The organism is Halomonas sp. DP1Y21-3 (assembly GCF_019801245.1).
Taxonomy (GTDB): domain Bacteria; phylum Pseudomonadota; class Gammaproteobacteria; order Pseudomonadales; family Halomonadaceae; genus Halomonas; species Halomonas litopenaei.
In genome coordinates, this window is sequence record NZ_JAHVJM010000002.1 from 798,471 (window position 1) to 813,530 (window position 15,060).

The 15,060-nt window shown below is 62.6% G+C and carries 12 protein-coding genes and 1 rRNA gene; 5 read left to right on the forward strand and 8 right to left on the reverse strand.

Annotated elements, in window-relative coordinates; genetic code table 11:
- The first annotated feature begins 97 nt into the window (after positions 1 to 97).
- Both KUV74_RS08670 and KUV74_RS08675 read left to right on the forward strand, forming a co-directional pair.
- Positions 98 to 577 (forward strand): PepSY domain-containing protein, encoded by a 480-nt coding sequence (locus tag KUV74_RS08670; RefSeq protein WP_222516112.1) that lies wholly within the window; start codon positions 98 to 100, stop codon positions 575 to 577.
- Complete coding sequence (locus KUV74_RS08675; protein WP_222516113.1) at positions 567 to 920, forward strand: exosortase/archaeosortase family protein; 354 nt, start codon at positions 567 to 569, stop codon at positions 918 to 920. Before KUV74_RS08670 ends, KUV74_RS08675 begins: the two co-directional genes overlap by 11 nt.
- 34 nt (positions 921 to 954) lie before the next feature.
- On the opposite strand, the gene KUV74_RS08680 is transcribed toward KUV74_RS08675, so the two are convergent.
- Positions 955 to 1,800 carry an ion transporter gene (locus KUV74_RS08680; RefSeq protein WP_315900736.1) on the reverse strand — a complete coding sequence of 282 codons (846 nt, stop codon included), beginning with the start codon at positions 1,798 to 1,800 and terminating at the stop codon, positions 955 to 957.
- 221 nt (positions 1,801 to 2,021) lie between these two features.
- Positions 2,022 to 3,245 (reverse strand): 4-hydroxybenzoate 3-monooxygenase, encoded by a 1,224-nt coding sequence (pobA, locus tag KUV74_RS08685; protein ID WP_222516115.1) that lies wholly within the window; start codon positions 3,243 to 3,245, stop codon positions 2,022 to 2,024.
- Between the two features lie 172 nt (positions 3,246 to 3,417).
- On the opposite strand from pobA, the gene KUV74_RS08690 reads away from it, so the two are divergent.
- Positions 3,418 to 4,350, forward strand: coding sequence for a helix-turn-helix domain-containing protein (locus KUV74_RS08690; protein ID WP_222516116.1), 933 nt, complete (start codon positions 3,418 to 3,420; stop codon positions 4,348 to 4,350).
- Between the two features lie 155 nt (positions 4,351 to 4,505).
- On the opposite strand, the gene KUV74_RS08695 is transcribed toward KUV74_RS08690, so the two are convergent.
- The 5 genes from KUV74_RS08695 to KUV74_RS08715 all read right to left on the reverse strand — a co-directional run bounded on the left by KUV74_RS08695 (position 4,506) and on the right by KUV74_RS08715 (position 11,015).
- Positions 4,506 to 6,545: a CocE/NonD family hydrolase gene (locus KUV74_RS08695; protein ID WP_222516117.1), complete on the reverse strand. Its 2,040-nt coding sequence runs from the start codon at positions 6,543 to 6,545 to the stop codon at positions 4,506 to 4,508.
- Between the two features lie 138 nt (positions 6,546 to 6,683).
- Positions 6,684 to 7,985 carry an acetyl-CoA carboxylase biotin carboxylase subunit family protein gene (locus tag KUV74_RS08700; protein ID WP_108132225.1) on the reverse strand — a complete coding sequence of 434 codons (1,302 nt, stop codon included), beginning with the start codon at positions 7,983 to 7,985 and terminating at the stop codon, positions 6,684 to 6,686.
- A gap of 193 nt (positions 7,986 to 8,178) precedes the next feature.
- Positions 8,179 to 9,468, reverse strand: a complete 1,290-nt coding sequence (locus tag KUV74_RS08705) for a TRAP transporter large permease (protein ID WP_222516118.1) — start codon at positions 9,466 to 9,468, stop codon at positions 8,179 to 8,181.
- The gene (locus KUV74_RS08710) at positions 9,458 to 9,985 is read right to left on the reverse strand and encodes a TRAP transporter small permease (RefSeq protein ID WP_045995308.1); all 528 of its coding nucleotides are present in this window, start codon (positions 9,983 to 9,985) and stop codon (positions 9,458 to 9,460) included. The genes KUV74_RS08705 and KUV74_RS08710 overlap by 11 nt, the downstream gene beginning before the upstream one ends.
- Before the next feature lie 4 nt (positions 9,986 to 9,989).
- Positions 9,990 to 11,015 carry a TRAP transporter substrate-binding protein gene (locus tag KUV74_RS08715; protein ID WP_222516119.1) on the reverse strand — a complete coding sequence of 342 codons (1,026 nt, stop codon included), beginning with the start codon at positions 11,013 to 11,015 and terminating at the stop codon, positions 9,990 to 9,992.
- 321 nt (positions 11,016 to 11,336) lie between these two features.
- On the opposite strand from KUV74_RS08715, the gene KUV74_RS08720 reads away from it, so the two are divergent.
- Both KUV74_RS08720 and KUV74_RS08725 read left to right on the forward strand, forming a co-directional pair.
- Entirely contained in the window at positions 11,337 to 13,406 is a 2,070-nt protein-coding gene (locus tag KUV74_RS08720) for a TonB-dependent receptor family protein (RefSeq protein WP_222516120.1), read from the forward strand.
- 169 nt (positions 13,407 to 13,575) lie between these two features.
- Positions 13,576 to 14,133 (forward strand): HutD family protein, encoded by a 558-nt coding sequence (locus tag KUV74_RS08725; protein ID WP_222516121.1) that lies wholly within the window; start codon positions 13,576 to 13,578, stop codon positions 14,131 to 14,133.
- 827 nt (positions 14,134 to 14,960) lie between these two features.
- Here the strand turns inward: KUV74_RS08725 and rrf are convergent.
- Positions 14,961 to 15,060, reverse strand: a 5S ribosomal RNA gene (gene rrf / locus KUV74_RS08730); the annotation flags it as partial.

A 15,060-nucleotide genomic window follows, 5' to 3' on the forward strand; every position in this document is an offset into this window, starting at 1 on the left:
CAGGCTGGCGACAGGTCCCCCCTGTCAGGATGGTCCCACTCGCCGAGATCACCAAGCACACGGTGAGCTTACCTCAACAGCGAATGGAGTCCCCAGCATGAACAAGACTGTCACCCTGAGCCTGGCCGCCCTGACCTTGAGCGGCACCCTCGCCACCACCGCCATGGCCGACGATGAAGCCGTCAACCGGGAGGAGATCGACCGCCTGCTGGCCAGCACCGGGGAGCACGGCTTTACCCACTACGATGAGCTGGGTATCGACGACGGCGATCGTTTCGAGGCGGAAGGCTGGCGCGACGACGGCTGGCGCCTGGACGTTGACATGGACCTCAGCGACGGCAGCCTGCTGGGCGAACAGCGGCGCCAGAGCGAGATCCCGACCTGGAGCCTCAGCGGCGACGATATCGGCAAGGCGCTGGACGCCGCCCAGTCGGCCGGCCTGGAACTGTTCAGCTCGCTGGATGTCGACCGTACAGGTGATATCGAGATCGAAGGCTACGACGCCCAGCACCAGGAGCTCGAGGTCCGCCTCGATCGCCATACCCTTGACGTGACCGGAGTCCAGCATGACGACTGATCATTCCTTCAGCACCGACGACTACCAGCACAACGCCGCCTGGAGGGCGGCGTCCCGTTGGCAGCAACGCGCTCGCCAGGCACGCCCCACCCGCCGGATGGGTGGCTTCAAGCTGGCTCTCGCCACCCTGGTCGGCGCCGTCACCCTGGTGCTGGCCACCATGATGGCCCTGGTGCTGAGCCTGGTGGGACTGGCGCTGATGCCGCTGGTGCGTCACCGCATGAAGAAGCGCATGAAGGCCTACCGCGCCGATCATGCCGACGACATCACGCCTGGGGCGACCACCCGAGCCCCCGGCCAGGACGATGCCCGCGTGTGGGAAGGCCAGTATGAGGTCAAGTGAAGCACCCGGCGGGCGATGCAGCGACGAGTGCGCGTCACTCGCGCGGATCGCCTCCCGGCAGCCGTTCGGGACCGGGGTCGGGCACCTGATCAGACCCGCCTGCCCGGTCTTCGCGGTCGACCTGCCCGCTTGACGGGGCGTCGCTGCTGCCATCGAGTGCCCCCCTCAGGGCCACCACCTCGGCCTTGAGTTCTCGCACCTCACGGTGCAACTCTCGCAGCATGTCTCGATTGACCCGATGCAGCCGCTCGGACTCGTCCTCCTGATCATCGATGAACAGTGAACCGACGTAGGCCGCGAAGCTACCGAACAGACCCACACCGGCCACCATCAACAGCGCCGCCACCACCCGTCCCAGCGACGTCACCGGATAGTAATCGCCGTACCCCACCGTGGTGACGGTGACGAAGGCCCACCACAAAGCCTCCTCGGCGGTATCGATGGCGCTTTCCGGGTTAGGGCCTTCCACCACCAGGATCACCACCGAGCCGAAGATCAACAGCAGTACCGTGGCCGAGGCCACCGAGGCGAAGATGCCCTTGGCCTTGTTGCGAAACAGCAGGTTCCAGATCAGGTGTACCGACTTGATCGCGCGCAGCATGCGGATGATCTGCACTACGCGCACCAGACGGCCAGCCATCAAGAAGCTCACCGGGATACTCGCCAGCAGATCGATCCAGCCCCAGCGCATAAAGCGCCACTTGCTTTCCGCACGGTGAAAACGGATGCAGAAGTCGGCAAAGAAGAAGCCGCAGACCACCAGGTCCAGCTTGAAAATCAGGTCATCGACCTCCGGCGGCAGGTCATTCAGCTCCTGCACCGCCATGGCACCAAGCACGTAAAAGGAGAGGATCAGAATCAGGATCTGAAATGGGGTCAAGCTCTCTTGTTTCATGGGGTTCGACATCGACCGGGAAGCAGAATCACGACCTTACGCGATGCACCGGAAGCTGCCTAGCGGCAGGACACGCCCCGAGCCCTCACCAGGTCAACGTCGACCCCATTGCACCTTTCCCTGTCGATGCCCCGATGTCGGTATTGCCCCTGACCGAGAGCCGCTTTTCCCTCGCAGGTCCCTCGCCGGCAGATACCTCTATGACGCTACTCCAGGGGTTCGTAGGGCAGCCCCACGTAGTTTTCGGCGATGGTGGTCAGGCCCGCTGTCGAGCCGGTCAGATAATCGAGCTCCGCCAATTGCATGCGCGCCTCGAAGTCTTCCTCGTCGCTGAAACGATGCAGCATCGACGTCATCCACCAGGAGAAGCGCTCGGCCTTCCAGATACGCTTGAGGCACACCTCGGAGTAGCGCGGGATCAGATCGCTGCGCCCTTCGTTAAACACCTTCACCAGCAGGCGATACAGGGTGTTGACGTCACTCGCCGCCAGGTTCAGCCCCTTGGCACCGGTGGGCGGCACGATATGGGCGGCGTCCCCCACCAGAAACAGGCGACCGTACTGCATCGACTCGACCACGAAGCTGCGCAGTGGTGCGATGCTCTTTTCGATCGAAGGTCCCGTCACCAGAGTCTCGGCCACGTCTTCCGGCAGGCGCCGTTTCAGTTCGTCCCAAAAACGCTCATCGGACCAGTCCTCGACCTTCTCATCGAGGCCCACCTGCACGTAGTAGCGGCTGCGATTCTCCGACCGCATGCTGCACAGGGCGAAGCCCCGCTCGTGGCGTGCGTAGATCAGCTCATCGGTCACCGGTGGCGTATCGGACAACAGCCCCAACCAGCCAAACGGATAGACCCGCTCGAAGGTCTTCAGACGCTCCTGCGGGATCGATTGGCGTGACACGCCGTGGTATCCATCGCACCCCGCCACATAGGCACAGCGCAGACGGTACCCCTTGCCTTCATGCTGAAAGGTGAGGGAGGGCGACTCGCTCTCCAGATCATGGGGGGTGACGTCGCTGGCCTCGTAGTAGCTGATACCGCCTTCTCGCTCGCGTGCTTCCATCAGGTCCCGGGTGACTTCGGTCTGGCCGTACACCATCACCTGCTTGCCATCGGTGTGCCCCGCAAGGTCGACGCGTACCCGGCGGTTGTCGAAGGCAAGCTCAAAGCCGTCGTGGGGCAGGCCCTCGGCATCCATGCGTTCGCTGACGCCGGCTTCACGCAGCAGGTCGACCATGCCCTGCTCGAGCACCCCGGCACGAATACGTCCCAGCACATAGTCGCCGCTCTTGCGTTCGACGATCACATTGTCGATCCCGGCCCGGCTGAGCAGTTGCCCCAGCAGCAGTCCGGAGGGCCCGGCCCCGATGATGGCGACCTGGGTCGTGAGTTCACTATCGATACGCTCGGGGGAAGATGTTGTCGTCATGGTGGCTACCTCGTCAGCGGAACGTTATGGTTATGCCTTGTATTTTTCGCTGAAACACCACCCCAGATAAGGCATATTCCTCGCCACAAACTGGACTTTTCGCGGAATCTACCCTGACATTTGTCGTAGTCACGCTCAATCACCTCCCCGGCAACCGCCAGGAGCGCAGACCATGAACCCCGAGACCCCGTCCACCACGATATCGTCAGCGGTTCCCACCTTTACCCTTTACGGGGAAACCGGTAGCTGGCCGACCCCCGACCTGCTGCACTGCGAGTCCATCGCCGAACGCAGTCGGCTTCACGATTGGCGCATCCATCCCCACCGCCACGTCGACCTGACTCACCTGCTGCTGCTGTACGCGGGCGAGGTCGAACTGCAACTGGAAGACAGCCGACAACGGCGGGCCGCCCCGCTGCTGATCCTGGTGCCTGCGCTCACCATTCACGGGTTTGCCTTCGCTCCGAACATCCAGGGCCACATCCTGACCCTGGCGGCACCGCTGGTCAGCCACCTCGAGCAGGTACTGCCGGACGCCAGCAGGGTCTGGCGCAGCGCGGGAGTCACTGCACTAGCCGACGCCAGACACCGACTGCAGGCATTGGTGGAACATATCGACGGGGAATACCGACGGCCGGCGCGGGACCGCGACGTGCTGCTCGACGCCTTGATCCAGGCGCTGACGGTGGAAGCGGCTCGCCTGGCGACGCATCCGGCCACCCGGGCCAGGTCTGCCGTGAGCACCGATCCCGGCCACGGCCACCTGGCCCGCTACCAGGCACTGATCGAGCGGCGCTTTCGCCAGCAGCCGAGCATCGAGGAAATGGCGCGCGAGCTGGACATCAGCGCGGCCCACCTCAACGCCCTGTGCCGGCGCCTGGCGGACCAAAGCGCCCTGTCGGTGCTGCACCAGCGTCTGCTGCTCGAAGCCAAGCGCGAGTTGACCTATACCAACCTGACCATCGCCCAGATCGCCGATGGCCTGGGCTTTTCCGAGCCCGCCTACTTCACCCGCTTCTTCAAGCGGCTCAGCGGAGTGGCTCCCCGCGACTTCCGCCGCCGCCAGTTCCATCATCAAGGCGACGGATCACCAAGCTCGCCCTAGGCGCTGTCCGAAAAGTCGACGAGCGAAGGTTAGACAAGGCAAAAATCGGTGAGAAAGCGCAGTTTATGGGGTGTAAATGAGCATTTTGACCGGGCTGGCGCACCAGCCGATTTTTAACGCCGTATTACCGAGCGCAGGCACTTTTCAGACAAGCCCTAGACCAGATCCCGGGGGAAGACCTCATCCCAGCTTCGCGAGAAGATTCGAGTATCGCCCTGCCAGGCGTCCAGGGTGGCACGCACCCGAAAGCTGTCGGCGTCGCTGGTCAGCCGAGTGCGGGTCAGGGTGTGGATCTCCCAGTCCCCCCGGCGGAAGGTACGTTGCCACTCGGTCCAGCCGGTAACACTGTCGTAGTTGCCGTAGGAGTAGCTGTAGCGCTCGGTCACCGAGCCGGAGATGTCCAGCGCGATATCGTCCAGCCGGTAGCTGCCCTCGTCGTGGAACACCTCCAGTGTGGTCTGGTCATTGGCCAGATCTCGGATCACCTTCCAGCTTTCCTGGGAAGGCTGCAGCAGCGTCTTGGCCAGCGGTGGCGCCCCTTCCGGCTCCTCGAAGGGGCGCAGAGCCGCTTCTTCCGCCGGCCTGGGGACCCTGGTCGGCAGCACCAGGCGACAGGCACCAGGCCACAGTGTCAGGCGTACCGGCCTTGGCGCAGGCCATACCAGCGGCCAGTAGCTGGTCGAGATCGCCAGCCGGATGGCGTGCCCCGCCGGAAACTGCTGGGCAATATGCTTGAGACATACCGTCACGCGGTAGCGGCGCCCCGGCACCAGAGGCTCCGGGTGTTCGTCGCTGTCACGATGGGTCAGGTTGAGCACCCCATAGGACACCCGTGTCGCCTTGTCGTCCTCGGCGATATCGACAAGACGCAGCGCCACCATCGCCACCGGCTGGTCGGCGGACAGTTCCAGCTGCACCGATGGGGCACCACAGATTTCCAGATCCTGCTCGAGCCGGGGCGTCTGGAAAATCAGGGCGCCACCGTCCTCGTCACGCTGGTCGTGAGGCAAATCCGGCGGTGCGTTGTAGGAACACCACTTGCCGGCATACAGGCCCACCGACAGCGGCGAGCGGATATCCAGGCTCTCGTCGTCATCGCCGTCCTTCGCGTCGATGCCGTCCTCGCCACGCAGGTCATGCCCGCTGGTCAGCCGCCAGCTCCGGGACATGATGTGGGGAGAGGGCCAGCTCGGCTCGGCGACCCAGCGACCGGGACGAGCGCTGTAGCGCGCCGATGGCGGCATCGATTGCTGCATCCAGACCCTCAGCATCGGCTCGTCCATGATCCCGGTATCCTGGTCCTTCAGCCATTGGTCCCACCACCGTAGTCCCTCCTGCAGGAAGCCGATGGCCGGTCCCGGCACCCCGAGGTGGGGGTACTTGTGAGCCCAGGGGCCCACCAGCCCCTTGCGTGGCGAGGTCAAACCGGCCAGCAGCCGGAAGACAGCGTTGCAGTAACCATCCGCCCAGCCGCTGATGGCGTACACCGGCACCTGGATACGGCTGTAGTCCTCGCACACCGAACCATGTTTCCAGTAGTCGTCACGTCGCTGGTGCTGAAGCCAGCGCGAAAGCCAGAGGCCGCTGCCGTCCAGGCGATCGAGCCACATCCTGAACCAGTCGCCACCCACCAGCGCCGGGTCGGGCGGGATGGCATTGCCATCGAACATGGTCGACGCCCAGGAAAGATTGTCGGCCAGCAGGCAGCCGCCCATATGGTGGATATCATCGGCGTAGCGGTCATCGGTAAAACAGATGGTGATGACCGCCTTGAGCTGCGGTGGGCGCATGGCGGCGATCTGCAGGCCGTTGAAGCCCCCCCAGGAAATACCGACCATGCCGACACTTCCCGTACACCAGGGCTGGCGTTCCAGCCACTCGAGTACCGCCACCCCATCGTCCAGTTCCTGCTGCAGGTACTCGTCGGTGAGTACGCCATCGGATTCGCCGGTGCCTCGGATATCGACGCGAACCCCGGCATAGCCGTGCCCGGCCCAGTAAGGATGCACCTGGGCGTCTCGCTCCGCGGTCAGGTCACGCTTGCGATAAGGCAGGTACTCGAGGATCGCCGGCACCGGATCATCGTCGGCATCGACCGGCCGCCAGATACGGGCAGCCAGCCGTGTGCCATCGGCCAGTGGAATCCAGGTTTCCTGCTCCATCACCTTGCGCGGAAAATCGCTGACCACCCGCATCGTCGCTCCTTGCACTGGCTTCAAGCTCACCCTGTCGAGACCGCCCTGTCCATACTGCTCTGCCGAGATCGCCCTACCCCTGCAACCTGGCCACTCCAGCGCTCTCGGTGACGCTCGGTACAGCGGCGGCGCGCCGACTCAACTATCGATATCGCCGAATGCGAAGGTCAGTCGGGCCGCCAGTTGCTGATAGCGACGAAGCAGCGTCTGATAGTCGTCGCCCCCCATCCAAATATAGGCCAATGCAAAGCTGTAGCTATCCTGTTCTGGCAGGCTCGACAGACGCTGCCCCTCCTCCACCTGCAGACTGATCACCGTGCCGGGGTAGTCCTGTTCGAGTTGTGCGAGGGTCTGCGCCGAGGGAACCCGTTCGACGGTGGCGTCATGGAAGAACACGCGGTAGAAGAACTTGGCCGCGACCGCGTAGGCGCCCTCCCGGTGGGGCAGTCTCGGACGCTGCCCCAGCGCCAGGTCCACCGTCACCTGCTGATGGCTGAGCCCGTCGACCTTCTCGAACAGGTCGCAATGTGACTGGGAAATGCGTGTGTTGATCTCGAGCAGCCAGATGCGATCCTGGAGTTCGTCCCAGAAAAACTCGACGTTGAACGCGGATTGATCGAAGCCGGTGCGGGTCATGACCAGGCGGGTGGCGTCGATCATCTGCTGCTGAACCCTTTGTGGCAGGGCCGAGGGGTACAGATAGTGGAAGAAGCTCAACACCCCTGGGTAGCGAATCGAGTCGACCACACCATAGACCACGACCTCGCCATCGTGGACGTAGCCTTCCAGCGTGCATTGCCAGCCGCCGATGATTTCCTCGGCCATGCAGTAATGGCCATCGATCGCCGCGATCTCCGGAGGCAGGTTGGCCTGATCCAGCACGCTGTTGAACGGCTCGGCGATGGAACCGATCTCCGCCTTCAGACGGTCAATGGCAAGCGCAAAGTCTTCCGGCGTCTCGATGCGAAAACCGAGCCGTGAGCCCGACGACTTGATCGGCTTGACGAAGAAGGGAAAGGACAGCCCCGCCGCACCGATCTGACCCAACGCCGCCTCGTCGAAGGGGTCGAAGGCGGTGAACCCGGGGATGTACTGCGGCACCACCTCGCGCTGAACGCAACGGCTCCAGTACTTGTGCTCACACTTCAGCAAGCTTTCCAGCGACGTCGATCGGGTACCGAATCGCTTGCACAGGATCGGCAGCATCGTGGATACCGGAAAATCCATATAGCCGATGATCGCGTCTATCGGCCTGCCGAATCGGTCCAGGGTCTGGCCGGCTTCCTCGAGCATCGCGGGAATATCGAATTCTTCGGTGTCATAGACCGCCTCCGGCGCAATAATTCGGTGAAAGCGCCATTCTTCGGCACCCTTCAAGCGCAGCAGACGCTCATGATTGTCATCGTTCAGCCCCACCACAAAAATATTGCGCGCACTCACGTCAAGCCCTCGCGTCATTACGATGGTGTCACGCTGTAAGCTTAGTGAAACGCGCCTCCCACAAAGGCTCATATTGGACTAGAGCGTCATATCAGAAACCTCATCCAACCGACATTAAATGCATCAAAAAAGCCCGCCGTATGGCGGGCTTGGGGTGAGCTGAGCGTAATACTGGCCGCCGCTTCGATGCCGACTACAGCAAAAAGAGGGTGCTCAAGGTCGGGAACAACAGCAACAGAGCCAGGCGCACAAAGTCAGACACGATAAAGGGAGAGACGCCTCGGAAGATCTCTCCCAGTCCCACATGGGGCGCCATGGCCTTGATCACGAAGACGTTCATCCCCACCGGCGGCGTGATCAGCCCCAACTCGACCGTCAGCACCGTGACGATGCCAAACCACACCGGGTCGATACCCAGGCTCTGAATGATCGGGAACACCACCGGCACCGTGATCACCAGCATGGCGATCGAGTCCATGAACATGCCGAGCAGGAAGTACATGGCCAGGATGCACAGCACGACAACGAAGGGCGTCAGCTCCATGGCAAACAGACTGTCGCTGATGGAGAACGAGATGCGTGAGAGCGAAATGAAGTAGCCCAGCGCCTCGGCACCGACCAGCATGAAGAACACCACCGCCGACAGCGCCAGGGTCTCCTGGACCGCAGACCACAGCTCCCGTGCACGCAGCCCCTTGACCAGGGCGTAGATCAGGGTGGCAAAGGCACCGACACTGGCCCCCTCGGTGGGAGTGAAGATGCCCAGGTAGATGCCCAGGATCATGACCAGGAAGACCGCGAAGAAGGGCACCAGGCCGCCGAGCGAGGCAAGCTTCTCGCCCCAGCTCGTCGCTTCCCCTGCCACCGCCAGATCCGGCTTGACCCGCATGACCACGCTGACGGTCAGGGCGTACAGCACCAGTCCCAGGAGCCCGGGCACCAGGCCCGCCATGAACATGTCACCCACCGACTGCTCGGTCAGGATGGCATAGATCAGCAGGGCGATACTGGGCGGAATCATGATGCCGAGGGTGCCGCCCGCGGCCAGCGCCCCGGTGGCCAGGCCACGATGGTAGCCGTATCGCTCCATCTCCGGCAGGGCCACCCGGGTCATGGTGCTGGCGGTGGCCAGAGAAGATCCGGAAATCGCCGAAAAGACGCCACAGGAGCCGACGGCGGCGATCGCCAGGCCGCCCTTCCAGCCACCGCAGATCACCCGAGCCGACTGGAAAAGCTTGCCGGCCATGCCAGAATGCGCCGCCAGCACGCCCATCAGGATGAACATCGGAATCGCGCTGAAGCTGTAGTTGGACAACACCTCCACCGGCACCGACTTCAACATCGATACCGCCGCGCCTAGATCGATGATCGTGGCAAAACCACCGACACCGACCAGCAGCATCGCCAGAGCTACCGGCACCCGCAGGATCATCAACACCAGCAACAGCAGCAGCCCGAACCCGCCGATCGTCTCAGTCGCCATGGGACACCTCCGCACTCTGGCCGAACAGCGCCCCCAGGAGCGCGTGCAGCAGGCTGCGCAACGCCAGCAGAGCACTGAGCACTGCAGCGACAAGATAGATCGGCCCGAGCGAGATCCTCAGGTCCTGGGTGACCTCGCCGTACTCGACAGCGGCGTGGGCCGCACCCACCAGGCCCGTCGCCAGCACCCCGCCAAGCACCGCAAAGCCCAGCAGATAGACGCCATGCAGGCGCGCTGCGATGGACGCAGGAAGACGGTGGGAAAAGGCCTCGACCACCACCTGGCTCTTCTCCACGCTGGCCGACATGGCCGCCAGCAAGGCAAACAGCATCAGGTAGCTGACCAGTTCGACGCTGCCGAAGACCTGAAAGGAGATGGCGCCATCGGTCAGACGCTGCAGGTAGCGTGTCACCACGTCGGCGATGGTCACCGCCAGCATCAGTATCAGACAGCCGCCCGCCACCCAGCGACAGACCAGGGCCAGCCAACGACTGGCCCCTTCCAGAAAGGGTTGCATGGCGTCACTCCGTCCCGGCGCAGCTTTCACGTGCCGCCAGCGCCGCCTGATAGACGTCATGCGCCTGGCTCAAGCCGCGCTCCTCGAGTCCGCTCAGGTAATCCTCGATGCCCTGCTGGAGCGGCGGCGCCCAGTCGGCGTTGTCGAGGGGCGCATCGACCACCCGAATGGTGTGGCCGGCGTCCACCGCTTCCTGCCGCCCCACCTCATCGATGGCGTGGAACACCTCCCCCGCATTGAGTGCCCACTGCATGCCGGAGTTGGCATCGATGACCGCCTGCTGCTCCGGCGTCAGCCGATCGTAGGCACGCTGGCTCATGGTCGCCACAAAGATCAGCGAATAGAACGGCACCTGGGTGTGGTATTCGACCAGCTCGTTGATACGAAACCCCTTCATGCCTTCCCAGGGAAAGCTCAAGCCATCGAGCACGCCCCGCTGCATGGAGGTATAGATATCCGGGGCAGGCATGCCTACCGGGCTTGCCCCCATGTTTTCGAGGATATCGCCTGCCACCGCGGTCGGGCGACGGATTCGCAGCCCTTCCAGATCGGCCGGTACCTGGACGTCGGTATCCACGGTATGGATGTAACCGGGACCGGTGGTAAACATGAACAACACGCGAGTATCGTCGTACTCTCCCCCCAGGCCGCCATCGTCGTGCAGGGTCTGCAGGATGCATGAACCCTGTATCGCGGAATCGGCCACCCCGGGTAGCTCGACGATCTGCGACAGCGGGAAGCGCCCGGCGGTGTAGCCCTGAGCGGTGGCGCCGATATCGGCGATGCCGTTTACGGTCGCCTCATAGATGTCGTCAGCCTTGGCCAGGGTACCGGAAGGGAAGACCTGAACACGCAGATCACCGCCGGAGTCTTCCTCCACCGCCTTGGCCCACTGCTCGAAGATCTGGGTATTGATACCAGAGGCACCAGGCCAGAAGTGGGCCATGCGCAGCGTGGTCGCCGCTTGAACCGAGGCACAGGAAAGGGCCGTCAGGGATGCGGCCATCAGGCACGCGAGGGGGGTCTTCATGGGGATCCTCCGGACTTTATCGTTATCGTCGACGCGCGCTCATTATTGGTCTCTCGCTCGACACCGTTTCCGGCAACTCGACCAGTGGCGCTCGTTCGCATAGTGAACTTCTGTTCGTTTTTTCAGTTCAAAAGATAAACTACCTGGCCACACAACGAAAAGCGACTTTGGTCTAGCGGAAGGCCAGGCACCGACGGGAACCAGGCTCTCTTCCCCAGAGTGGTGCCAAGGAGGCGACTTCTCTAGAATTGTGCTTAAACGATAAAGATGCTCTTTCGAGCCACCACTCCCTTCTCGCCTCGCCGTTCAAGGATGAACCTGATGACCTCTCGCCCGGCCGCCGCCCTGCTGCTGCTCCCGCTGACAACGCCTGTCACCGCACAGACTGCCGCAACCGACGACCGCCACGTCGAGCTGCAGCAACCCGTGTTGACGGTGTCGGCGCCGCGCCTGGAGCGCGAGCTACTCACCACCCCGATGGCTGTCTCGATGGTCGATGAAGACGACATCCATCAAGGTCAGCAGCGGGTCCGTCTCGATGAATCCCTGGTTCGAGTGCCTGGGGTGTTCATCCAGAATCGCGACAACTTCGCCCAGGGTGCTCGTGTCTCCATCAGGGGCTTTGGTGCCCGCGCTCCCTTCGGTGTGCGCGGCATCACCATATTGGTGGACGGTATTCCCTACACCCTCCCCGATGGCCAGGCCCAGCTCGATGCCATCGACCTGGACAACGCAGAACAGATCGAGGTCATCAGGGGACCGGCGGCGGTTCAGTACGGCAATGCCGCCGGTGGCGTCATTTCGGTCACGACGGCGGACGGGCGTGACGAAGGTGACGACTCGACGACGATACGTGCCGGTATCGGTAGCGACGGCTACAACAAGCAATCCCTTTCCACCGGCGGCGAGCACGACGGCTGGGCCTACCACCTGGGTGCCTCGCGACTGGAACTGGCCGGCTATCGGGATCACAGCCGCACCGAGAAGCGCTTGCTGAACGCCAGCCTGTCACGGGATATGGGCGATCAACGCCGTCTCACCGCCATCATCAACCTGCTCGACAACCCCCGTTCCGAAGATCCTGGTGGTCTGACCCAGGACCAGGTCGATGAAGATCGCCAACAGGCGGGCCGCTTCACCGAGGACTACGACACCGGCCAGGAGGTGGACCAGCAGGTCGTGGGATTGCAGTACGAGGATCTTGGCTTCGGCCCCGGGGAGCTCTACCTCAAGGGATTTACCACCTGGCGAGACTTCGAACAGCAATTGCCCTATCCGGGCGACAGCTTGATCGACTACCGACGTCACCACTTCGGTGGCAGCGCCGAATATCACCAACGCTTCAACCTCGCCGGCATGACGCTGGACAGCATGGTGGGTATCGACGGCGCTCGCCAGGAAGACGACCGCCATCGCCGCGATGTGGCGTTCGATGGCAGCGTGACGGGAGAAGTGGCCGACGAGACCCAGACGGCGACCAGCCTGGGCATCTTCGCCCAGGGCGACCTTGCCCTAAATGAGCACTGGACACTGTCGGCCGGCGGACGCTTCGATCGCATCGACATGGAAATCGACGACGACTACGACAACGATGGCGACCAGAGCGGTGAACGCACCTTCCACGAAACCAATGGAAGCCTGGGAATCAGCTACCGCTTCCATCCCTTGCACCAGGTCTACGCCAACACCTCCACCGCCTTCGAGACACCGACCTTCTCGGAGTTTGCCAATCCCGCAGGTGGTGGCTTCAACCCCGACGTCGAGCCCCAGGAGAGCTGGAGCCGTGAGCTCGGGGTGCGCGGCACCCTGCCCACCGGACTGGATTACGACGTCACCCTGTTCTCGATCGACGTCGACGATGAACTGGTCCCCTACGAGATCGATGGCAGCGATCGCACCTTCTACGAAAACCTTGGCGACACCAGCCGCGACGGGCTCGAAGTCGCGCTAGGATGGCAGCCCTCGGCGCGTCTGGAGCTCAATACAGCCCTGACCCTGGCACGCTACGAGTTCGACCAGGTTTCCGGTAGTGACCTGGACGGCAACCGTCTGCCCGGGCTTCCGGAGACAACCTGGGTCAACCAGCTCACCTGGTACGGGACAGGCAGCCAGGACACCCGTTACTTTGCCACCCTGGAAACCCAGTATGTGAGCGACATGGTCGCGGACAATGCCAACCGGGTAGACGTCGACAGCTACTGGCTGGTCAACCTTCGTGCGGGTGACGGCTGGCGACTGGGCGGCAACCAGATACTGTCGACCTACCTCGGCATCCGCAATCTGTTTGACGAAGACCACTATGCCAATATCCGCATCAATGCCAGCAACGACCGCTATTTCGAACCGGCGCCGGACCGTTCCTTCTATGCAGGCGTAGAACTATCATTTTGATGTAAGCACAACTTTTTCGCCGAACTGTTGTGATTCGGGAGTCAGCGCCGAGCGAGAGTCGCTCTACCCCAGCATCTCTTGAGCCAGATCAAGCACATCGACTTAAACCCTTGAGACGATGACACGATCCTTGGCAAAAGGAGGCGCAGCACTCGCTGGCCAACCTCCCATGATCATTCGACGCTCATCCGAGACACCCGCGCGCCTCTGGTCCGGCGGCACGACGCGGGAGCTGTTTATCGCTCCCGTTGACAGGGACTATGCCGACCGGAACTTTCAGGTCCGCCTGAGCACCGCCACGGTAGAGTCCGAAGAGTGCCTGTTCACCCCTCTGGCAGGCTACGAACGACACCTCATGGTATTGGAAGGCGAGGCCCACCTTGAGCATCAAGGGCACCGCTCCAGGGACCTCAGGCGCTTCGAAGTCGACACCTTTGACGGCGCCTGGCAAACCCTGAGCCAGGGGCTCTATCGCGACTTCAACCTGATGGTGAGATACGGCAGTCGCGGCTACCTCACACACCAGTTGCTCCGCGAACAGGAAACCCTGCACCTGTCGCCGGAACCCGCACTACTTCGAGCCTGGTACCTGATCAGTGGTCGTGTGGAACTCGTCTCCGGCGAGGTACTCGCGGCCGGTGATCTTCTGGTCATCGAACCCGGCGACCGCCTGGGCCTGCGTTCGCTGCAAGCGAGCCAACTGGTCGTCTCCACCATCGCGTTCTAGGCACAGAGCCGCGACAACCGTCTTGCTGAAACTTGCCTGAAACCAAAGAAGCCCGCCTCCTCTCGGAAGCGGGCTTCTTCGTGATACATGCCTGATCTGTTCCCGACAGGGTAGTCGCATGGGGGTGAGTCACCCCGACGCTCTTTACAAAGGCTGCAGCGAAGCTGCAAGGGGGACGAACGACGCGAGCCCGCCCTTGAGAAGAGCCAGGCCGGACCGCACCTCGGGGGCGGCGGCCGGCCCCACATATAAAGAGAGGGGCTGAACTTGTAGAGAGCCCATGCATACGCTCTTTACACAAAAGAAGCCCAACCCCTCTCGGAATTGGGCTTCTTCTGAATAAATGCCTGACGATGACGCTTAGACAGCAAGGTCGCTCGCATGGGGGTGAGTCACCCCAGCACTCTTCACAAGGGCTGCAGCGTAGCTGCAAGGGGTGACGAACGACGCGAGCCCGCCCTTTAGAAGAGCCAGGCCGGACCGCGCCGAGGGGGTTATCGGCGCGGCCCCACATATAAAGAGAGGGGCTGAATTTGTAGAGAGCCCATGCATGCGCTCTTTACAAAAAGAAGGCCCGACTATCTCTCGATAATCGGGCTTACTTCTGAATAAATGCCTGACGATGACGCTTAGACAACAAGGTCGCTCGCATGGGGGTGAGTCACCCCGAGCTTTTGCGGCAACGCCGCAAGGGGGGGACGAACGACGCGAGCCTGCGAGCGGCCGGACCGCACGCAGTGCGGCCCCACATATAAAGAGAGGGGTCTTCCCCATGCATGCGAAAAAGCCCGATTATCTCTCGATAACCGGGCTTCTTCTGAATAAATGCCTGACGATGACCTACTCTCGCATGGGGAGACCCCACACTACCATCGGCGCTGAGCGGTTTCACTTCTGAGTTCGGCAAGGGATCAGGTGGTTCCCACT